Origin of the sequence: Bacillus cereus group sp. N21 (assembly GCF_016483395.1) — a bacterium.
Lineage (GTDB): Bacteria > Bacillota > Bacilli > Bacillales > Bacillaceae_G > Bacillus_A > Bacillus_A pseudomycoides.
On sequence record NZ_JAEHBX010000042.1, the window covers coordinates 1 to 20355 of the forward strand.

Consider the following 20355-nt stretch of genomic DNA (forward strand, 5'->3'; position numbering starts at 1 on the left):
GAATGAGTGTAAAGATACACAAAAACCCCGAAGCATGGACTTTTTTTAAGTGTCCACGATTCGGGGTACAGTTCACTAAAAGGAAGCGCGGTCTTTCTTTTTATTTTTTTTACCTTCAATCACGGTTAAATGAGATTGTTTTCGTTTCCTTTTTAACAATGATGAATTGCCTTTCTTAACTTTGTCATCAGAAGCATTTCGTTTTAATAAAGAATTGCTTAGGGGTGCTACGTTTTGTTTTCCGTATTTTCGGTTCGATTGTTTCGCAGCACGCTTATAAGAGTTTTGCGAATTGGCGGAACCGCTGGAACTTGTAAACATTTTATATAATAAATAAAAGACACCAACAACAAGTAACATGATGACAATGTTTTTAACCATTCCGTATGGATCTGTAATTGCAGATGATACGAGACCGAATATTGCTAACCCAATAATAAGCACGAATAAAGCGAACGTAAACGAACGACCGTTCATAGGGAACACCTCCTAAATAACATATATTAAAATTAGTATATTAGCGACAAGGAAAGGAGTTGAGTACCATTTTTAAAAAATTATTAGTGTTTTTCTTCTAAACATAATAATTCTTCAAAGGATGCAATTGCAACTTCAACTTGATCATCTTCTGGTTCTTTTGTTGTTAATAGTTGAAGCCATAACCCTGGGTATCCTAATGCGCGCAAGACCGGAATATCTCGTAATCGATTCGTAAATTGCAAGACTTCAAAAGAAATCCCTAGAACAACTGGAATTAATAAAATTCGATTTACCACTCTGACCCAAAGGGGATCAGTTGGAACAAGAAAATAGACAAACATTCCGATAATGACTGTAAATATAATAAAACTACTACCGCAACGATAATGGAGACGAGTTTGTTTTTGTACATTTGCTACTGTCAGCGGAAGATTGTTTTCGTAAGCATTAATGACCTTATGTTCCGCACCGTGATATTGAAACACACGCTTAATGAGCGGAGTTAGTGACACAATATATATATAGCTCAGTAAAAGGATGAGCTTAATGATGCTTTCGACAATAATTTGCCCAGTGTGAGATGGGAAAATCGGTCGTGTCAATTCCGCTAAAAGTGCGGGGACTGCTGTGAAAATGACTTTGCCGAATATGAACGATAAGACTCCGACTGCGGCTACTCCTAATACCATCGTTAATTTTGACTGCTCTTCTTTCTTGTGTGTAAGTTGTTCATCGTCTTCAGGATGAACGTCAAATCGTTCCGAAGCAAAGTTTAAATGTTTTGCTCCATTGGCACTTGCGTCAACGATAGCGGCGATACCACGTAGAAATGGAACTTTCTTTAGCATAGATAATACTTTATTCCGCACGCGTGGTAATCGATAAAATTCGATTGATTTATCTTTGCGACGAACCGCTGTAACAGTATATTCTCTACCACCAAACATAACTCCTTCTATGACCGCTTGCCCACCGTATATTTGTTTTGTCTCCTCTGCCATGTTAACACCAACCTGTATTTGTTTCTCTCTTATGTAGAAAAGAGGCAATTGTCACACTTGGTTCTGTCATTGTGAGATTTGACAATCACCGAGTTTCCTTTATTTTATCGACAAACACAAGCTGCTGACAAGGAAAATTGTTACGGAAGCCAGACATTTCTTATTCTTTTTATAGACAAATTTCGCATGATTTAAACATGCTTCAAAATAGTTTCGGACATACTAGTAAGCGGAGGTGTCGATGTGAAGCAAGAACAATCAATAACAAAAAACATTGTACAGATTGGTTTATTTGGTGGTGTTTTTTGGGGATGTATATGGTATTTTCTTCATATTTTTTCATTTACAGAAGCCGGACCAAACTATTTGCTTTTACCATTTGCGTTTGGATCGTGGAAAGAAGGAGTTTGGGGAAATGTATTGGGTATTGTTTGTATAGGGCTTCTTTCTATTTTAGTGGCATTTCTCTATAGGGCTCTTTTCAAAAGATTTGAAGGGATACTACCGGGAATACTCTATGGACTGTTTTGGTGGGGCATTTTATTTTTCGGACTGGGTTCTATTGCACCTGTTATAAAAAATGCACTTCATTTACCGAAAGAAACAATTGTCACAACAATATGTATTTTTATTTTATACGGTGTGTTTATCACATATTCTGTTTCATTTGAAGCGAACAATGTGAATCAAGGGGAAGGGTTGGAGTAGACAAACTATTCAAATAAGTGGCTCCTGTGTTAGAATGTTGTATAGACATTTTTTATATTAAGGAGTTTAAAGTATATGAAAAAAGTACTCCTCGTTAACGGTCCTAACTTAAATCGTCTCGGTGTTCGAGAAGTGAATGTATACGGGAAAGGAACGTTGGCATCATTAGAAGAAGAGATGAAGCAAGAAGCAGAGAAATTGGGAGTGGAGTTAGAATGTTTTCAATCGAATCATGAAGGTGCTCTTATTGACATCATTCATGAGGCTGATGACATATATGAAGGAATCATTCTAAATCCAGGAGCATTTACGCATTATAGCTATGCGATTCAAGATGCGATAGCGAGCATTTCGATTCCAGTTATTGAGGTACATATTTCTAACATCCACCAGCGGGAATCGTTTCGTCATGAATCTGTGACGGCAACAGTCGCGGCGGGCCAAATTGTTGGGTTTGGTTTTTATGGCTATAAGTTAGCGTTATTTGCATTATTGGAGAAACTTAGGGAGGCATAAATTGATGGAAAAGATCACGAAGTTAAGAAATGCATTTGGTGAAGCTGGTATTGATGGTATTTTATTAACGAATGAATATAGCCGTAGATATATGACGAACTTTACAGGGACAGCTGGTGTTGTACTTATTTCTAATGATCGTGCTCTGTTTATTACAGATTTCCGCTATGTAGAGCAAGCTGGTAAACAAGCTGTTGGTTATGAAATTGTGCAACATACAGGACCAATTCTGGATGAAGTTGCGAAACAAGTGAAAGAATTAGGAATTCAAAAGCTTGGCTTTGAGCAAGATACTCTTACATATAGTTCTTATACAGCACATAAAGAAGCGGTAGAAGCGGAATTTGTTCCAACTTCTGGGCTTGTAGAAAAGTTACGCTTGATTAAGACGGATTCAGAGATTAAGATATTAAAGGAAGCTGCACAGATTGCAGATGCTGCCTTTGAACATATTCTATCATTCATTCGCCCAGGCGTATCTGAAATTGAAGTGTCAAATGAACTTGAATTTTTCATGAGAAAACAAGGAGCAACATCTTCTTCGTTTGATATTATCGTTGCTTCAGGACTTCGTTCAGCATTGCCGCATGGTGTGGCATCTGAAAAAGTGATAGAAAAAGGAGATTTCGTAACATTAGACTTCGGTGCTTATTATAAAGGATATTGCTCTGATATTACGCGTACGATTGCAGTCGGCGAACCATCTGATAAATTAAAAGAAATTTATAATGTCGTTTTAGAAGCACAGCTTCGTGGTGTGAACGGCATTAAAGCTGGTTTAACTGGTCGTGAAGCTGATGCATTAACACGTGACTACATAACGGAAAAAGGATACGGTGAATATTTCGGACATTCTACTGGTCATGGAGTGGGCCTTGAAATCCATGAAGCACCAGGCTTAGCATTCCGTTCTGAAACGGTACTTGAGCCAGGAATGGCTGTGACAGTAGAACCGGGCATTTATATTCCTGGTGTTGGCGGTGTGCGTATCGAGGACGATATTATTGTAACAAGTGAAGGTAATGAAGTAATCACGAAATCTCCAAAAGAACTTATTATTTTGTAATACACAGGAGGATTTTTTGCATGATTTCAGTAAATGATTTTCGTACAGGTTTAACAATTTCAGTGGACAATGCCCTTTGGCAAGTGCTTGATTTCCAACATGTAAAGCCAGGTAAAGGTGCTGCGTTCGTTCGCTCTAAATTACGTAACCTTCGCACAGGTTCTGTTCAAGAAAAAACATTCCGTGCTGGTGAAAAAGTAGAAAAAGCGCATATCGAAAACCGTCGTATGCAATACTTATACGCGAGCGGTGAGTCTCACGTATTTATGGATAATGGAACTTATGAGCAAATCGAACTTGGTGAAGCTCAAATCGAGCGCGAGCTAAAATTCTTAAAAGAAAATATGGAAGTATCTATTATGACATACCAAGGTGAAGTACTTGGCGTTGAACTTCCAAATACTGTTGAGTTAAAAGTTGTTGAAACAGAACCAGGCATTAAAGGTGATACAGCTTCTAACGTAACAAAACCAGCTACATTAGAAACTGGCCTTGTTGTACAAGTACCAATCTTCATTAACGAAGGCGAAATGCTTATCATCAACACAGGTGAAGGTAAATACGTTTCTCGTGCATAGTTATAAAAAGCACTCGTGATGATCACGAGTGCTTTTTTATATGAAATAAGGTATATAATAAATGATGCTTGTAATAAGATTGATAGCTATAAGACTGATTGTTCCTATTATGTAAGGACTCCAAATGAATTGGAATGGTTTTACTATCCCTGTTTTGTATATAGTGTGGTCCATATTGGCATTAAGATTAATATTTAACGCAAGCAACCAAATAACACCGAATATCGCTAAACTCCCTAGAAAAAAGGCCTCCATAAATGACCAATCAACCATTTTTGAAAAAAGATAGATCCCAACAAACTCTAATGCGATTGTGACAAAAAATTTAATTACTTTCAATTTAATACCTCCTTGTTGTTTAATCCCATCCAATCTAAAAAATTCTCACGAGATATAACATGTAGTACACAAGGGGACTTGGTCTCTTTTTCTAGTGCTATATGTTCATCTGGAAATTGTTTTTCTACATGTAGTGAAATATAAGGCAATTTCTCCTGCGCTTTTTGAGAACGGATATTAGTAGTTTTGGCACCGGCAAATACGTATGTAAGATTTAATTCTTCAAATGCAATTTTAAAAATTTCCTTTTTAGCAGCTGCATTGTACCCTTGCCCCCAATATGGATAGCCGAGCCAACTACCGATATGAGATTTATTTTTTTGGCAATCAATATGTTTGAGGGAGGTAATGCCAATTATCTCTTGCCTTTCATTTACTATCATCCTTGATAGAGATTGTTTTTTTCGTTCTTCTTCCATTGCAAAACGAATGAATGTTTTTGTATCTTCTACAGTTTCTACTTTTATCCCTAGTGCGTCTTTCACATGTGGATCGCTTGATAATGTAAAAATGATATCTGCATATTGTAAATCGAGTGGTAACAATGTTACATGCCTCATAAAAAAAACCCCTTCCTTGTATAAAATATAACACAAACGATTACGAATATTCAGATTTAAATGATAATAAATGTGGAAAATTATGTTTTTACTTCTGAAATAGACAACCTCTGCATATGGTTGTACAAATATATTCTTTTTGGAATAAGAGTTTTGTTAGTGAACTGAAAAGTAATTGGTAGGAGAGAAGGTGGGAGAATGAAACAATGGCTGGCGGCAATGGAAACATCCGTGCTTGTCATGGGATTGCTTCGGTTGTTTTCAGGTAGTGCGGAGATATTCGCCGCTTTGCTTATGCTTTATGTGAATGATGCAAAAAAAGCATTGTTTATAAATGGTATGTTGGCATTTGTTGGACCGACTGTATTAATTTTAACGATGTCGATCGGCATTGCGAGCGTTGCAAATGAAATTTCTTTTTTGAAGCTCTTTTTTCTAACTCTCGGAATTGGCTGTATTTTTATTGCAGTGCTGAAATAGTAAGTCAAGTATGGTGGGGAGAAGCAGATGAAAGAAGTATTAGAGGTTTTACCAAAAGCGATGAAACAGTTTATTGAAGGCTGTGAACAATATAGCGCGTTAGAAGAAATTAGGGTTCGGATAGGAAGGCCACTTGAATGTATTGCTCGTGGAGAAGTGTTCTTTTATGACTATGTCGTTACAGCAGAGGATGCAATCTACTTATTAAATAAGCTTAGTCAATATTCTATTTATACGATGGAAGAAGAGTTAAAGCGTGGGTATGTTACTTTGCGCGGTGGTCACAGGATTGGCTTAGCTGGAAAAGTAATTACAGAGAAAAGTGCAGTGAAGATGATTCGAGATGTGTCATCATTTAATATTCGAATTGCCCGTCAAAAAATTGGGATAGCTGAGCCACTCTTATCTTATTTGTACGACTCACGTTGGTTAAACACAATGGTAATTGGCCCTCCGCAAACAGGGAAAACAACACTTCTCAGGGATGTGGCACGTTGTATGAGTCAAGGGGTTCGTTTTCATGAAATTCCTTCTTGTAAAGTGGGGATTGTTGATGAACGCTCAGAAATCGCTGGATGTGTAAAAGGGATTCCGCAATATGAATTTGGCCCGCGTGTTGATGTGTTGGATGCATGTCCAAAAGCAGAAGGAATGATGATGATGATTCGTTCTATGAGTCCGGATATATTAATAGTGGATGAAATTGGACGTATGGAAGATAGCGAAGCAATTATGGAGGCGGTCCATGCAGGTGTTCAGCTTTTTATAAGTGCTCACGGATTTTCTTTTGATGATGTAATGAAACGACCATCTTTAAAGGCTGTGATGGAGCTTGGTGTGTTTGATCGCTTTATTGAACTATCAAAAGCAAAGGGACCTGGAACTATTGTTCAAGTCAAGGATGGAGATGGAAAGCCTGTTCAAAGGAGAGGGAAGGTTCAAAGCGTATGGTGAAAATATTTGGTGCGGTGTTAATTGTAGCGGTGAGCACTTTCTTTGGTTTTTCGTATGCCAAAAGATATAGTGAACGCCCGCGTCAACTTAGGCTTTTAAAAGCAGCGCTGCAATCGCTAGAAGCTGAAATCATGTACGGGCATACGCCTTTATCAGAAGCAGCAGAGCGCTTAGTAAAACAAATGCCAAAGCCTTTAAACTGGATATTTCAAAGTTTTTCAAAGCGACTAGAAAGCGGCGAACAAACAGTTAGAGAGGCTTGGCTTGAAAGTTTGCAAGAAAATTGGAAACTCACTGCATTTAAACAAACTGAATATGAGATTTTGCAGCAATTTGGTGAAACGTTAGGGCAGCATGACCGTGAATCGCAGCAAAAGCATATTCGCTTATGTATTACGCACCTAGAAAGAGAAGAGGGTGAAGCGAAAGCACTTCAACTTCAATATGAAAAGATGATAAAGAGTTTGGGTGTACTAGCAGGACTACTTATCGTAATTTTACTGCTATAGGGGGGGGAGAAAGGCGATGTCCATCGATGTTGGATTAATATTTCAAATCGCCGGAATCGGCATTGTTTTAGCTTTCATTCATACAGTACTAAAAGAGTTAAAGCGGGAGGATATTGCAAACTGGGTTATTCTTGTCGGTTTTGTCGTTATTTTATTTCATGTTGCATTTTTGATTAATACTTTGTTTGACAAGATTAAAAGTGTCTTTCTCTTCCAGTAAAGGAGGCGGTTCGAATCGAGATTTTACAAATTGTCGGATTGGGCCTCGTCGCGACATTTTTAGCAGCTGTGCTAAATCAACATAAATCTAGTATCACTTCTTTGTTTATTGTGTTCATCGCGAGTGTCATGTTTCTGCTGCTAATCGATCAAATTCATTCTATTTTAAGAATGATTGAGCGAGTTGCCAGTGAGGCGAAAGTAAGCAATGTCTATGTAGAGACACTGCTGAAAATTATTGGAATTGCTTACATTGCTGAGTTTGGGACACAAATTACAAAAGATGCTGGTCAAGGTGCAATTGCTTCAAAAATTGAATTAGCAGGGAAAATTTTAATTCTTGTTATGGCTATTCCTATTTTAACGGTTGTAATTGAAACAATTCTTGGTTTTTTACCTACGGGATAAGGGGGAGTGAATGTTGCAAAGGTTTGGAGCTAAGCTGCTGTTTGCTTGCTTCCTTTTCTTTTCTTTACCAATTGTCGTACAAGCTTCTCCTGTAGAAAAAAACGTCGTAGATCAACAATTGGATAAACTCGGAATCGAAGATGTGAAGCAGTTTTGGGACGGGCTTGTCACAAAATATGGAGGTTATTTACCAGAGAGTCAAAAGGGAAGTTTTATGGAATTTGTAAAGGGCGAAAAGGAATTTTCTATAAAAGAATGGATGATAGGGCTATTAAAATATTTATTTCATGAGCTTGTTGCAAATGGAAAGCTACTTGGAACGCTCATTATGCTCACAATTTTCAGTGCATTATTACAATCACTACAATCTGCCTTTTCGAAGAGTAGCATAAGTAAAATTGCAGATGCCGTTGTATATATGGTGTTAATTATTTTTGCTTTAAATAGTTTTTATGTGGTCATGACGTATGCACGAGAAACGATTCAAACGATGGTAGATTTTATATTAGCTTTGCTTCCTATTCTCCTAGCACTCATAGCGACCGGAGGCGGGGTTGTATCAGTATCCTTCTTCCATCCGATTATCATTTTTTTAATGAATACAAGTGGGCTGCTTATGAACTATATTGTTCTTCCGCTCTTATTACTTGCGACCATCTTAAGCATTGTAAGTACAATGAGTGATCAATATAAAGTTACGAAATTGTCCAAGCTCCTGCAAAATGTAAGTGTTGGGATTATTGGTATCTTTCTAACAGTTTTTCTAGGCGTATTATCTGTGCAAGGGACAGCAACAGCAGTTGCTGATGGTATAGCTGTTAAAACAGCGAAGTTTGTAACGGGAAATTTTATTCCTGTGGTAGGGCGGATGTTTACAGAAGCGGCGGATACTGTTATTAGCGCCTCTGGGTTATTAAAGAATACGGTCGGGATTATCGGGCTTGTTATCTTATGTTTAATCGTTGCTTTTCCAGCGATTCAAATCTTTTGTATCGCGTTTATTTATAAATTCGCAGCGGCAGTACTACAGCCAGTTGGCGGAGGAGCCATTATTAAATGTTTAGATATTATAGGAAGAAGTATCATTTATGTATTTGCCTGCTTAGCTATCGTATCCTTTATGTTCTTTTTAAGCATTACCATTATTATTGCCGCGGGGAACATTACCCTCATGATGCGATAGGAGGTGACGAGTATGCAATTTGTTACAGAGTGGATTAGAAATATTATCGTCTTTTTGCTCTTAGCGACGATGCTGCATCTTATCCTTCCTAATTCAAATTTACAAAAGTATGTCAAATTTGTTGTGAGCTTATTGTTAGTCGTTTTAATCTTAACGCCGCTATTTAAGTTATTACAAACGGATGTAAATGAAGTGATTGCGAATTTTAATCAAGAAAAATACGTAGCGGACGGATCGATAAAAAATTCAGTTGATACAAAGAAAAAAGAAATACAAGCCCTAACACGTGCATATAGTTTAGAAGAGATGGCTGTCAAAATGAAAAAAGAAGTTGGGAAAGAATTTGAGAAAAAGTATGGCGTGACAGTGTCTGAAATAAAAATAATTGCAGCAGAAACTAAGGGAGAAGTAAAAGCGGCAAAAGATATTCAATCTGTTATTGTGACGCTAAAAGAAGCTGAAGTGAAGAAAAACGATGCAATTGAAATAGTAAAGCCAGTTGAAATTAATACGAGAGCGCCTCAGAAAACTTCGGAAGAAACAAATGTAGAAATGAAACAGTTCTTTTCAAGCAGGTGGCAGCTAGAGGATAAACAAATCCAAGTTCAAATGGAAGGGGGGACAGGTAGAGTAAATGGACAATAAAGATAAAAACTCGAAATTCTCATTTTTTCGCAACTTATTGAAAGGGGACGAAAAAGATGATAGGGAGAAAGGAAAAAAAGTAACACCTAAGTTTTTGCTTGTCCTACTCATACTTGGAATGTTGCTTATGTTTTTTAGTAATTTCTTTCAATCGAAAAAAGAAGAAGTGCCTGTGTTTAAAGAAAAGACAAGTCAAGATTCAGAAAAAGAAGTGCCGACTTTTGGACAAAAAAAGAGTGAGAACATGTCAGCTGTAGAAAAATACGAAAAAGCATACGAACAAGAATTGAAAGCAGCATTAGAAGATATAACAGGGGTTAAAGATGTGTCTATTGAAGTGAATTTGGACTCATCAGAAGAAAAAATACTTGAAAAAAATATTGTGAAACGATCGCAAACAACAGGTGAAACAGATAAAACTGGAGGAAAAAGACAAGTTGAAGATGAATCAACTGATGAAAAAACGGTGATTATACGCGAAGGTGATAAAGAAACTCCGATTGTATTGCGAACAGAGAAACCAAAAGTGAGAGGTGTCCTTGTCGTAGCAAAAGGGGTGGATAATATACAAGTAAAAGCAATGGTAAAGGAAGCGGTGACACGTATGCTTGATGTACCATCACACCGCGTAGCAGTACTACCAAAAAAGGGTTAGGGAGGAAATAAAGTGTTGAAAAAACAAACAGTTTGGTTACTAACAATGCTAAGTTTAGTTGTTGTGTTATCTGTTTATTATGTAACAACGCCTGACAAAATGAATACTGCAACACCAACAGCGAGTGAAAAGGTTGGACAAGAAAAGCAAGGTGTTGAAAAAGAAGTGACAAAAGAAACGACAAAAGAAACATCTAATAAAGAAGCTACTCCAAAAGAAACAACGAAAGAAACATCGGGCAAAGAAACAGAGAAAAAAGATGATAGTAAAAAAGAGACAAGCAAAAAAGAAGGCAATGTAACAGTTCAATCAAGTGATGAAAACTTTACAGCACTTCGTTTGAAAATGGAAGATCAACGCAGTGCAGAGAAAGAAAAATTACAAGATGTTATGAAATCAACGAAATCTTCCGCTGAAGAAATAAGTAAAGCGAAAGATGAATTAAATGCAATCGATCAGATGGAAACAAAGGAAGGGTTGCTTGAAACAGTTATTAAATCACAAGGTGGCTATAAAGATGCGCTTGTAAGAGCTGATGGAACTGATATTAAAGTAACAATAAAAGCTACGAAGCATTCTCAAAAAGAAGCAAATAAAATTATCCAACTTGTTCGTGCTGAGGCAGGATCCAAGGATGTAGGCGTCAAGTTTGATCCAGTAAAATAAATTTTAAATATGTATTACGAGCTATGATAAGCTGGAGGATTACTACTCGCGAACAGCCGGATAGAAAAAAGCTATCGTTTTCGATAGCTTTTTTCTATTTCATCTTTTTGTGCTATTTCAATGTTTTCTCCTCGGAAAGGAGAAATGCGCTGAGAGTAGAAAATTAAAGGTTCGTGGTAATGGTGGTTGCTTTTTCCGTATTTTATATGAGTGAAGACAACGATGAGCCAGATTAATACAGCTGGTAAGAACAAGATGAGCCATATCATGTTTCTGCACCTCACTATTAAGATAATTTACTTTACTTTGAACATACTATTCGTATGTGAAGGAAGGATGAACGGCTTGTAAATAAAAAAATAACATTTTGTAAAATATGTTGTTGTACATAGTTAAAATAAGATGAGAATAATAAATCAAGAGCTCTATATTTTAAATGGAAAAAGAGAAAAAACATGTTTTTTATGAAGTGGTCTTGCCAATTTTGAGTGAAACTTGGTATTATTACTAGGTAATAAATTATTTAGTGAAATAATATTTTTTACAGGAGTTTCGATTTATCGTAAAGAAATATAAATTGGAATGTTGAAAATATTTATCGTAAGATGAGAGTAGCAAAAGTTTCTATTAGTAAATGTTATAGGAATGATTTCTCTAGGAGAATGAATCGTATCTTTACAGACAACATAGTTTGCTTTTATATGTTCAGTATCTGTAAGAACGGGACAAACAAGTGTATGGGAGTGGATTTTATATGTTTAAAATTCAAGAAGTTCGTGAATTAATTAAGTTAATTGATAGCTCTAACATTGATGAATTTGAATACAAAAAAGATGGCACGACAATTAAAATGAAAAAGCGTGGGAATGAAGTTGTGTCTGTACAGACAACGCCAGTAGTGAAACAAGCATTACAAACGCAAGCGGTAGAAATGGAAACAGCCGTAGCAGCCGCGCAGGTAGAAGTACCGAAGCAGGAAGAGAAGAAAGCTGTTCAAGATGAGAATTTACATACAATCACATCACCGATGGTTGGAACATTCTATGCATCTTCTTCACCAGATACGCCTGCATATGTAAGTGTCGGGGATCGCGTTTCAGAAGGTACAGTCGTTTGCATCGTTGAAGCGATGAAGCTCTTTAATGAAATTGAAGCAGAAGTAAATGGAGAGATTGTTGAAATTCTTGTGAACAACGGACAACTTGTTGAGTATGGACAACCGCTATTTCTTGTAAAAGCGTAATAAGGGAGTCTTTGTGATGATAAAAAAAGTATTGATAGCCAATCGTGGGGAAATTGCTGTGCGAATTATTCGTGCTTGCAAAGAGATGAATATTGAAACAGTAGCTATTTATTCAGAAGCGGATAAAGAATCACTTCATGTGAAAATCGCAGATGAAGCGTATTGCGTTGGGCCAACAATGTCGAAAGAAAGCTATTTAAATTTGACGAATATTATAAGCGTTGCAAAATTAACAGGTTGTGATGCAATTCACCCTGGTTATGGATTTTTAGCCGAAAATGCTGATTTTGCAGAACTATGTCGTGAATGTAACTTGATTTTTATCGGACCTAGTCCAGAAGCAATTTCAAAAATGGGTACAAAAGACGTTGCGCGTGATACAATGAAAGAAGCAGGGGTTCCGATTGTACCAGGTTCACAAGGGATTATAAAAAACACAGAAGAAGCGATGGAACTTGCAAATCAAATTGGATATCCCGTTATTATTAAAGCAACTGCAGGTGGCGGCGGAAAAGGTATTCGTGTTGCACGTCATGAAGAGGAGCTTATAAAGGGAATTCAAATTACACAGCAAGAAGCTAGTACCGCTTTTGGAAACCCTGGTGTATACTTAGAAAAGTACGTTGAAGATTTCCGCCATGTTGAGATTCAGATAATGGCAGATGCACATGGCAATGCGATTCATTTAGGAGAGCGTGATTGTACAATTCAGCGCCGTTTGCAAAAACTATTAGAAGAAAGTCCTTCTCCTGCTCTTGATGCAAATATTCGTGAGAAAATGGGTGAAGCGGCAGTAAAAGCAGCGGTAGCGGTTGATTATACAGGTGCTGGTACGGTTGAGTTTATTTATGAATATAAAACGAAAAGCTTTTACTTTATGGAAATGAACACGCGAATTCAAGTAGAACACCCGGTTACAGAGATGGTAACAGGGATGGACTTAATTAAAGAGCAAATTCGTGTTGCTTCAGGAGAAAAGCTATCGCTACAGCAAGAAGAAGTACAATTTAAAGGTTGGGCAATCGAATGTCGAATTAATGCGGAAAACCCTGCCAAAAACTTTATGCCATCTCCAGGGAAAGTGGAAATGTACTTACCACCAGGAGGATTTGGTATTCGCGTCGATTCAGCTGTTTATCCTGGTTATTCAATTCCACCTTTTTATGATTCGATGATTGCGAAATTAATTGTTCACGGAAAAACACGTGAAGAAGCAATTGCAAAAATGAAGCGAGCACTTAGTGAATTTGTCATTGAAGGCGTACATACGACAATCCCGTTCCATTTACAATTGCTAGATCATCCTGATTTTATAAAAGGGGAATTTAATACTAAATTTTTGGAAGAGCATGAACTTGTGACGCAGTGATACATTTAAAGGAGGTTTTTTTCATGGCTGAACATATGTTAGATATGGGTCAAGATACAACCCTTGGAAAAGTAGAAATTGCACCAGAAGTAATTGAGGTAATTGCAGGTATCGCAACTGCTGAAGTAGATGGCGTAGCGGCAATGCGCGGCAACTTTGCTACAGATGTTGTTGAGAAGTTAGGAAAGAAAAATCACGGTAAAGGCGTGAAGGTTGAATTAGTAAACGACGATATTATCGTTGACGTTTATGTTGTCATGTATTTTGGTGTAGCAATACCAGTTGTTGCACAAAAAATTCAAGATAATATTCGCCAAGCACTCTTTACAATGACGGGTCTTGAGCCGAAAGAAGTAAATATTCACATCGTTGGCGTAACATTTGAAACGCAAAAAACAGAAATCGAGCCAGTATAAGAATGAGAAGGTGCCTTGTCAAATAGGCACCTTTTTTCTCGTTTCATCTCTTCATGCACGAAACCTTTAAATTATTATACTATTTTAAAAAATACAAAATATAAAAAGGGAATGATACGTTTTTTCAAAAAACGTACATTGTGATAAGGTATGGAACTTGAAGTTAATCTTTTTATTATTTTTCAGCCTTGTAACTCGTGTATGAAACGATAAATTGTGTTATTATCATTGTATTATAAGGTTGAAAAATCAATGAAAACTGTAAGAGTAAGTAAATTGACGGCTTATAAATTATAATAATATAACAAAACATAAGGAAAGACTTGAAGTATAAAGGAGAGTTACAATGAAACGTAGGACGGCTAGAGAAAGAGCCATGCAAGCATTATACCAAATGGATATTACTGGAGAAATCGAGCCGAAAGTAGCGGTGGAAAATACGCTAGAAGAAGGCGAAGAAACAAATGAGTTTTTAGAATCACTTGTTGTTGGTTGTGTAGAACATAAAGAAGCAATTGATGAAGCAATTCGTCAAAATTTAAAGAAGTGGAAATTAGAACGTATTAGTATTGTAGATCGCAGTATTTTACGTCTAGCTGTGTATGAAATGAAGTACATGGAAGAAATTCCACACAATGTAACAATTAACGAAGCAATTGAAATTGCAAAAACATTTGGGGATGAGGAATCTCGTCGTTTTATAAACGGCGTTTTATCTAATATAAAAGACACACTGTAATTTCTTTAAGGGGGAATCTTAAATGGTAGCAGTAATCATCAAAGGAAATGAAGTTGCGGAGAAAAAACGAGCACAATTGAAAGAAGAAGTTGTGAAGTTGAAAGAGCAAGGGATTGTACCAGGATTAGCCGTTATTTTAGTTGGAGAAGACCCAGCATCTCGTTCTTATGTAAAAGGAAAAGAAAAGGGCTGTGAACAAGTTGGAATTTATTCAGAGTTAATTGAGTTTCCAGATACAATTACAGAAGAACGTTTGTTAGCTGAAATTGATCGCTTAAATGAAGATGACCGTATTAATGGTATATTAGTACAATTGCCTTTACCGAAACATATTGAAGAGAAAGCTATCATTGAAAGAATTTCACCTGAAAAGGATGTAGATGGGTTCCATCCAATCAGCGTTGGCCGTATGATGACAGGTCAAGATACATTTCTTCCATGTACACCACATGGCATTGTAGAATTAGTAAAAGAAACAAATCTTGATATTTCAGGAAAACACGTTGTTGTAATCGGAAGAAGTAATATCGTTGGAAAACCAGTGGGACAGCTGTTTTTAAATGAAAATGCGACTGTAACATATTGCCATTCCAAAACGAAAAATATAAAAGAATTATCAAAGTTAGCTGATATTTTAATTGTAGCTGTTGGAAGACCAAAAATGGTAACAGCTGACTATATAAAAGAAGGTACAGTTGTAATTGATGTTGGTGTCAACCGTTTAGAGACAGGTAAGCTGTGCGGTGATGTTGACTTTGAAAATGTACTTGATATTGCGGGTTACATTACACCAGTACCAAAAGGTGTCGGCCCAATGACAATTACAATGCTCCTTCATAATACAGTAGAATCTGCAAAACGCGCAGGAGTTGTTTGTAAATAATTTGAATCGGCTATGAGGAGAGAAAGATGGAAAAGCAATATTTAACCGTTACAGCATTAACACGCTATATAAAAACAAAAATAGAGTATGACCCGCATTTGCAGTCTGTTTGGTTAAAAGGAGAAATTTCAAACTTTAAATGTCATAGCCGTGGCCATATGTATTTCACATTAAAGGATGAAAATGCAAGAATAGCAGCGGTTATGTTTGCGGGTCATAATCGCAATATAAAATTCAGACCAGAAGATGGAATGAAAGTACTTGTAAAAGGGAAAATCTCTGTCTATGAAGCAAGTGGTTCATACCAAATTTATGTTCATGATATGCAGCCTGATGGAATTGGTAATCTTCATTTAGCTTATGAGCAATTAAAGGTTCGATTAGAGGAAGAAGGGCTGTTTTCTCAAGTTTATAAACAGCCAATCCCTGCCTATGCGAAAACAATTGGTGTCATTACATCTCCAACAGGAGCTGCGATTCGGGATATTATAACGACGATTAAACGTCGTTATCCAATTGGGAATGTGATTGTATTTCCGGTACTTGTACAAGGGGAGTCTGCGGCTCCCTCAATTGTACAAGCGATTCAAACAGCGAATGAGATGAAGGATATAGATGCTTTAATTGTCGGTCGTGGGGGCGGTTCCATTGAAGAACTATGGGCCTTTAATGAAGAAATGGTTGCACGTGCGATTTTTGCGAGTGAAATTCCAATCATCTCGGCAGTTGGACATGAAACAGACTTTACAATTGCTGATTTTGTAGCAGATTTACGTGCACCAACTCCAACGGCAGCAGCAGAACTTGCAGCACCAAATATAATTGAATTACAAGAGAAAGTGTTACAACGAACCCTTCGCCTGCAAAGGGCAATGCGAGAGATGTTACATAAAAAGCAAGAACAACTGCAAACACTTCAAAAATCGTATGCGTTTCGTTATCCAAAGCAAGTGTATGAGCAAAAAGAAGAACAGTTAGATCGTACTCTTGAACAGCTTATTTTGGTGAAAGAACGCTATGTAGAGAAAAAGGTAAATCAGTTAAAACAGCTCTCATTTTATTTGGAGAAGCATCATCCCTCTCAAAAGATTGTACAAACAAAAACAAGGGTAGAAACGTTGCAAAAGCAATTGCAACGTGAAATGCAAACATTACTGCAAACGAAAGAGTTTGCGTTTATGAGGGCGGCTCAAAAATTAGAGGCACTAAGTCCACTTAAAGTAATGATGAGAGGATATGGGCTCGTATATAGTGAAAAAAAGCAAGTGTTAAAAAGTGTGAAAGATGTCGGCCTTGGTGATGTTGTTTCAGTACAATTACAAGATGGAGTGTTAGATTGTAACGTATCGGGCATAGAGGAGCGTGAATTGAACAATGGAAAATAAATTAAGCTTTGAAGAAGCAATTTCTCAGCTTGAACATCTTGTTTCTAAGCTCGAACAAGGCGATGTTCCTTTAGAAGAGGCGATTTCATATTTTAAAGAAGGTATGGAGTTGTCTAAGCTATGTGATGAGAAATTGAAAGATGTACAAGAACAAATGGCAGTTATCCTTGGAGAAGATGGAGAACTTAAACCATTTACTGCTGTAGGAGATGAAGCATAGTGGCATATGTAGCTTTTGATGCTTTTGTGAAAGAGAGTAAAACTTTCGTCGAGGAGCAGCTTGCACGCTATGCAAATCAATTACAATGTCCAAATGTACTTCGCGAAGCGATGACATATTCATTGGAAGCAGGCGGAAAGCGTCTCCGTCCGTTACTTTTATTTGCAACGTTGCAAGCGTTTGAAAAGGAAAGAGAACTGGGTATAGGAGCAGCTTGTGCTCTTGAAATGATTCATACCTATTCGTTAATTCATGATGATTTACCATGTATGGATGACGATGATTTAAGACGGGGAAAACCAACAAACCATAAAGTGTTTGGTGAAGCGATGGCCGTTTTAGCGGGAGATGGCTTGTTAACACATGCTTTCCAAGTAGTGACAGCGTATCATCATCAAGACATTTCTACAGAAACAAAGCTAAGACTTGCGCTTGAACTTGCAAAAGCAGCTGGACCAGAAGGAATGGTTGCTGGACAGGTAGCGGATATGGAAGCGGAAGGAAAGCGGCTTGAGCTTAGTGAATTAGAATATATTCATAAGTATAAAACAGGGCGGTTATTAGAATATGCCGTGCTTGCAGGAGCGGTACTTGCAGGAGCAACACCAGAACAAGAGAAGAAACTACTTGCATTTGCAAAATATATTGGTCTGGCTTTCCAGATTCGAGATGATATTTTAGATGTAGAAGGTACGGAAGAAGAAATTGGAAAACCAATTGGTAGTGATGCTTCCAATGAAAAAAGTACATATACGACGTTATTTACTATAGATGAGGCAAAATGTATCTTAGAAGAAACAATTGTTAAAGCGAAAGATGCGATAGCATCTTTACAATTACAAGATGAGTATTTATTATCTATTTGTGATTTGATCGCAAAGCGTAATAACTAATGTAAGAACGTTTTCATTTGTTGAGTCATTTATTATTTTGTGGTATAAATGTAGAAAAAGGTTTTTCTTTTCTTGTTATTGGCAAAAATATATCTAGATTACGTTGCCGTTATCACTTTGTGTTAGCGGCTCTTTTTTCATCGGATAGAGGAGCTATGATTCATGTAGGCTTCTTACTTGAAAGGGATACTTCGTTTTCTAAGAATGAAGAGAAAGATGACGAATTGTCTGTTCAAGCAGGATAGAAAATAGGAATGATATTGAAGAATTTCTTGTGTTGTGCAAATATTTTTTTGTAATATTTGCCATATTGACAGATTATGAAACGAAAGTGAGTGATCCATGTGGATCTAACGCAAATTCAAAACCCTAGTTTTTTGAAAGATATGTCTATCAGCGAACTAGAGGCATTGAGTGAGGATATTCGGAAGTTTTTAATTGAAGAGCTCTCTCAAACAGGTGGACATATTGCTCCTAACTTAGGTGTAGTAGAACTCACAATTGCTCTGCATAAATTATTTGACAGTCCAAAAGATAAATTTTTATGGGATGTAGGACATCAATCCTATGTGCATAAGATTTTAACAGGGCGTGCAAAAGAGTTTGGCACATTAAGACAATATAAAGGTCTATGTGGTTTCCCAAAACGTTGCGAGAGTGAGCATGATGTATGGGAAACAGGTCATAGTTCGACTTCATTATCTGCTGCAATGGGAATGGCTTTAGCACGTGATTTAAAGAAAACGAAAGAGTGTATTATACCAATTATTGGGGATGGTGCTTTGACTGGTGGAATGGCTTTAGAAGCATTAAACCATATCGGGCATGAAAAAACAGATATGATTGTTATCTTAAATGATAATGAAATGTCAATTGCTCCAAATGTTGGAGCTCTTCATAACGTTCTTGGTCGCCTGCGTACAGCTGGAAAATATCAATGGGTGAAGGATGAACTAGAGTATTTACTCAAGAAAATTCCAGCAGTTGGCGGGAAAGTTGCAGCAACCGCAGAAAAAGTAAAAGATAGTTTAAAATATTTACTTGTATCAGGTGTCTTCTTTGAAGAGTTAGGGTTTACATATTTAGGTCCTGTTGATGGGCATAGTTATGAAAACTTATTTGAAACACTTCAATATGCAAAGAAAACAAAAGGCCCGGTACTTGTTCATGTGATTACGAAAAAAGGAAAAGGCTATAAACCAGCAGAGAGCGATGTGATTGGAACTTGGCATGGAACAGGACCATATAAAATCGAATCTGGTGATTTTGTAAAGCCAAAAGAAGTTGCACCGGCGTGGAGTGCGGTTGTAAGTGAGACAGTTCGTAAGCTTGCAAGAACTGATGAGCGTATCGTTGCGATTACACCAGCAATGCCAGTTGGTTCTAAGCTTGAAAAGTTTCATCAAGAATTTCCAGATCGTATGATTGATGTGGGAATTGCTGAGCAACATGCCACAACGATGGCCGCTGGGATGGCAACGCAAGGAATGAAGCCGTTCTTAGCGATTTATTCAACATTCTTACAACGTGCATATGACCAAGTTGTTCATGATATATGCCGTCAAAATTTAAATGTCTTCATTGGAATTGACCGTGCTGGATTGGTTGGAGCAGATGGTGAAACGCATCAAGGTGTATTTGATATCGCGTTTTTACGCCACTTGCCAAATATGGTGCTCATGATGCCGAAAGATGAAAATGAAGGGCAGCATTTAGTATATACGGCAATGCAATATGAAGATGGTCCAATTGCTCTGCGTTATGCGCGCGGAAATGGACTTGGAGTTAAAATGGATGAAGAACTCAAAGCTATTCCAATTGGTACATGGGAAACCTTAAAAGAAGGTACGCAAGCAGCAATCTTGACATTTGGTACAACGATTCCGATGGCGCTGGAAGCGGCGGAGCGTCTCGAAAAAGCTGGAGTTTCAGTGAAAGTCGTGAATGCTCGTTTTATTAAGCCGATGGATGAATCATATTTACATGAACTCCTAGGTAAGAATATGCCGATTTTAACAATTGAAGAAGCTTGTTTAATCGGTGGATTTGGTACAGGTGTAGTAGAATTTGCTACTGAGCATGGGTATCATAGTGCTTTAATCGAACGAATGGGAATTCCAGATCATTTCATTGAACACGGTAGTGTTACAAAGTTGTTAGAAGAAATTGGTTTAACGACAGATGCTGTTGTGGACCGTATTCATACAATGATTCCATCAAAACAAAAAAGGGCGTAACAA

At 37.2% G+C, this 20355-nt stretch carries 28 protein-coding genes; 23 read left to right on the plus strand and 5 right to left on the minus strand.

What is annotated here, in order from left to right; translation table 11 throughout:
* Positions 1-75 precede the first annotated feature (75 nt).
* Both JDS96_RS20420 and JDS96_RS20425 read right to left on the minus strand, forming a co-directional pair.
* The gene (locus JDS96_RS20420; RefSeq protein WP_006095934.1) at positions 76-477 is read right to left on the minus strand and encodes an SA1362 family protein; all 402 of its coding nucleotides are present in this window, start codon (positions 475-477) and stop codon (positions 76-78) included.
* 83 nt (positions 478-560) lie between these two features.
* Complete coding sequence (locus tag JDS96_RS20425; protein ID WP_199667857.1) at positions 561-1481, minus strand: DUF1385 domain-containing protein; 921 nt, start codon at positions 1479-1481, stop codon at positions 561-563.
* Between the two features lie 243 nt (positions 1482-1724).
* On the opposite strand from JDS96_RS20425, the gene JDS96_RS20430 reads away from it, so the two are divergent.
* The 4 genes from JDS96_RS20430 (at position 1725) to efp (ending at position 4349) form a co-directional block, all read left to right on the plus strand.
* On the plus strand, positions 1725-2189 hold the full coding sequence (locus JDS96_RS20430) for a YqhR family membrane protein (protein ID WP_199667858.1): 465 nt from the start codon (positions 1725-1727) through the stop codon (positions 2187-2189).
* A gap of 75 nt (positions 2190-2264) precedes the next feature.
* Positions 2265-2705: a type II 3-dehydroquinate dehydratase gene (gene aroQ / locus JDS96_RS20435; RefSeq protein ID WP_199667859.1), complete on the plus strand. Its 441-nt coding sequence runs from the start codon at positions 2265-2267 to the stop codon at positions 2703-2705.
* 4 nt (positions 2706-2709) lie between these two features.
* A complete protein-coding gene (pepQ, locus tag JDS96_RS20440) occupies positions 2710-3771 on the plus strand; it encodes a Xaa-Pro dipeptidase (protein WP_003200325.1) in 1062 nt (353 codons plus the stop codon).
* A gap of 20 nt (positions 3772-3791) precedes the next feature.
* The gene (efp, locus tag JDS96_RS20445) at positions 3792-4349 is read left to right on the plus strand and encodes an elongation factor P (protein ID WP_003200327.1); all 558 of its coding nucleotides are present in this window, start codon (positions 3792-3794) and stop codon (positions 4347-4349) included.
* A 36-nt stretch (positions 4350-4385) separates the two neighbouring features.
* On the opposite strand, the gene JDS96_RS20450 is transcribed toward efp, so the two are convergent.
* Positions 4386-4688, minus strand: a complete 303-nt coding sequence (locus tag JDS96_RS20450; RefSeq protein ID WP_199667860.1) for a hypothetical protein — start codon at positions 4686-4688, stop codon at positions 4386-4388.
* Positions 4685-5248 carry a GNAT family N-acetyltransferase gene (locus JDS96_RS20455; RefSeq protein ID WP_199667861.1) on the minus strand — a complete coding sequence of 188 codons (564 nt, stop codon included), beginning with the start codon at positions 5246-5248 and terminating at the stop codon, positions 4685-4687. Before JDS96_RS20455 ends, JDS96_RS20450 begins: the two co-directional genes overlap by 4 nt.
* 198 nt (positions 5249-5446) lie before the next feature.
* Between JDS96_RS20455 and JDS96_RS20460 the strand changes: the two genes are divergently transcribed.
* From JDS96_RS20460 to JDS96_RS20500, 9 genes are read left to right on the plus strand one after another with little or no spacing between them, the layout of a single operon-like run.
* Positions 5447-5728, plus strand: a complete 282-nt coding sequence (locus JDS96_RS20460) for a YqhV family protein (protein WP_003200251.1) — start codon at positions 5447-5449, stop codon at positions 5726-5728.
* A gap of 27 nt (positions 5729-5755) precedes the next feature.
* Positions 5756-6682: a stage III sporulation protein AA gene (gene spoIIIAA, locus JDS96_RS20465; protein ID WP_199667862.1), complete on the plus strand. Its 927-nt coding sequence runs from the start codon at positions 5756-5758 to the stop codon at positions 6680-6682.
* Entirely contained in the window at positions 6676-7191 is a 516-nt protein-coding gene (spoIIIAB, locus tag JDS96_RS20470) for a stage III sporulation protein SpoIIIAB (RefSeq protein WP_016131997.1), read from the plus strand. The genes spoIIIAA and spoIIIAB overlap by 7 nt, the downstream gene beginning before the upstream one ends.
* A 16-nt stretch (positions 7192-7207) precedes the next feature.
* Positions 7208-7411 (plus strand): stage III sporulation protein AC, encoded by a 204-nt coding sequence (spoIIIAC, locus tag JDS96_RS20475; RefSeq protein WP_000020914.1) that lies wholly within the window; start codon positions 7208-7210, stop codon positions 7409-7411.
* Between the two features lie 20 nt (positions 7412-7431).
* Positions 7432-7818: a stage III sporulation protein AD gene (gene spoIIIAD / locus JDS96_RS20480; RefSeq protein WP_199667887.1), complete on the plus strand. Its 387-nt coding sequence runs from the start codon at positions 7432-7434 to the stop codon at positions 7816-7818.
* Between the two features lie 10 nt (positions 7819-7828).
* Positions 7829-9001: a stage III sporulation protein AE gene (spoIIIAE, locus tag JDS96_RS20485; RefSeq protein ID WP_003208467.1), complete on the plus strand. Its 1173-nt coding sequence runs from the start codon at positions 7829-7831 to the stop codon at positions 8999-9001.
* 12 nt (positions 9002-9013) lie between these two features.
* On the plus strand, positions 9014-9646 hold the full coding sequence (gene spoIIIAF, locus JDS96_RS20490) for a stage III sporulation protein AF (RefSeq protein WP_199667863.1): 633 nt from the start codon (positions 9014-9016) through the stop codon (positions 9644-9646).
* A complete protein-coding gene (gene spoIIIAG / locus JDS96_RS20495; RefSeq protein WP_199667864.1) occupies positions 9636-10301 on the plus strand; it encodes a stage III sporulation protein AG in 666 nt (221 codons plus the stop codon). The genes spoIIIAF and spoIIIAG overlap by 11 nt, the downstream gene beginning before the upstream one ends.
* Before the next feature lie 12 nt (positions 10302-10313).
* Positions 10314-10967 (plus strand): SpoIIIAH-like family protein, encoded by a 654-nt coding sequence (locus JDS96_RS20500; protein WP_199667865.1) that lies wholly within the window; start codon positions 10314-10316, stop codon positions 10965-10967.
* A gap of 71 nt (positions 10968-11038) precedes the next feature.
* Here the strand turns inward: JDS96_RS20500 and JDS96_RS20505 are convergent, their stop codons facing one another.
* Complete coding sequence (locus JDS96_RS20505; RefSeq protein ID WP_016116263.1) at positions 11039-11236, minus strand: hypothetical protein; 198 nt, start codon at positions 11234-11236, stop codon at positions 11039-11041.
* Between the two features lie 485 nt (positions 11237-11721).
* Between JDS96_RS20505 and accB the strand changes: the two genes are divergently transcribed.
* The 10 genes from accB (at position 11722) to dxs (ending at position 20352) form a co-directional block, all read left to right on the plus strand.
* On the plus strand, positions 11722-12210 hold the full coding sequence (gene accB / locus JDS96_RS20510) for an acetyl-CoA carboxylase biotin carboxyl carrier protein (RefSeq protein WP_018766177.1): 489 nt from the start codon (positions 11722-11724) through the stop codon (positions 12208-12210).
* Positions 12211-12226: 16 nt separating this feature from the next.
* Positions 12227-13579, plus strand: a complete 1353-nt coding sequence (gene accC / locus JDS96_RS20515; protein ID WP_003200233.1) for an acetyl-CoA carboxylase biotin carboxylase subunit — start codon at positions 12227-12229, stop codon at positions 13577-13579.
* Positions 13580-13602: 23 nt separating this feature from the next.
* A complete protein-coding gene (locus JDS96_RS20520; RefSeq protein WP_003208459.1) occupies positions 13603-13995 on the plus strand; it encodes an Asp23/Gls24 family envelope stress response protein in 393 nt (130 codons plus the stop codon).
* A gap of 346 nt (positions 13996-14341) precedes the next feature.
* Positions 14342-14734: a N utilization substance protein NusB gene (gene nusB / locus JDS96_RS20525; protein WP_199667866.1), complete on the plus strand. Its 393-nt coding sequence runs from the start codon at positions 14342-14344 to the stop codon at positions 14732-14734.
* 22 nt (positions 14735-14756) lie between these two features.
* Entirely contained in the window at positions 14757-15617 is an 861-nt protein-coding gene (gene folD, locus JDS96_RS20530; RefSeq protein WP_199667867.1) for a bifunctional methylenetetrahydrofolate dehydrogenase/methenyltetrahydrofolate cyclohydrolase FolD, read from the plus strand.
* Between the two features lie 26 nt (positions 15618-15643).
* Positions 15644-17002, plus strand: a complete 1359-nt coding sequence (xseA, locus tag JDS96_RS20535; RefSeq protein ID WP_098125046.1) for an exodeoxyribonuclease VII large subunit — start codon at positions 15644-15646, stop codon at positions 17000-17002.
* Positions 16992-17222: an exodeoxyribonuclease VII small subunit gene (xseB, locus tag JDS96_RS20540; RefSeq protein ID WP_016116257.1), complete on the plus strand. Its 231-nt coding sequence runs from the start codon at positions 16992-16994 to the stop codon at positions 17220-17222. Before xseA ends, xseB begins: the two co-directional genes overlap by 11 nt.
* A complete protein-coding gene (locus JDS96_RS20545) occupies positions 17222-18115 on the plus strand; it encodes a polyprenyl synthetase family protein (protein WP_199667868.1) in 894 nt (297 codons plus the stop codon). The genes xseB and JDS96_RS20545 overlap by 1 nt, the downstream gene beginning before the upstream one ends.
* A gap of 17 nt (positions 18116-18132) precedes the next feature.
* Positions 18133-18360: a hypothetical protein gene (locus JDS96_RS20550; protein WP_033796411.1), complete on the plus strand. Its 228-nt coding sequence runs from the start codon at positions 18133-18135 to the stop codon at positions 18358-18360.
* A gap of 99 nt (positions 18361-18459) precedes the next feature.
* A complete protein-coding gene (dxs, locus tag JDS96_RS20555) occupies positions 18460-20352 on the plus strand; it encodes a 1-deoxy-D-xylulose-5-phosphate synthase (RefSeq protein WP_006095948.1) in 1893 nt (630 codons plus the stop codon).
* Positions 20353-20355: the final 3 nt, after the last annotated feature.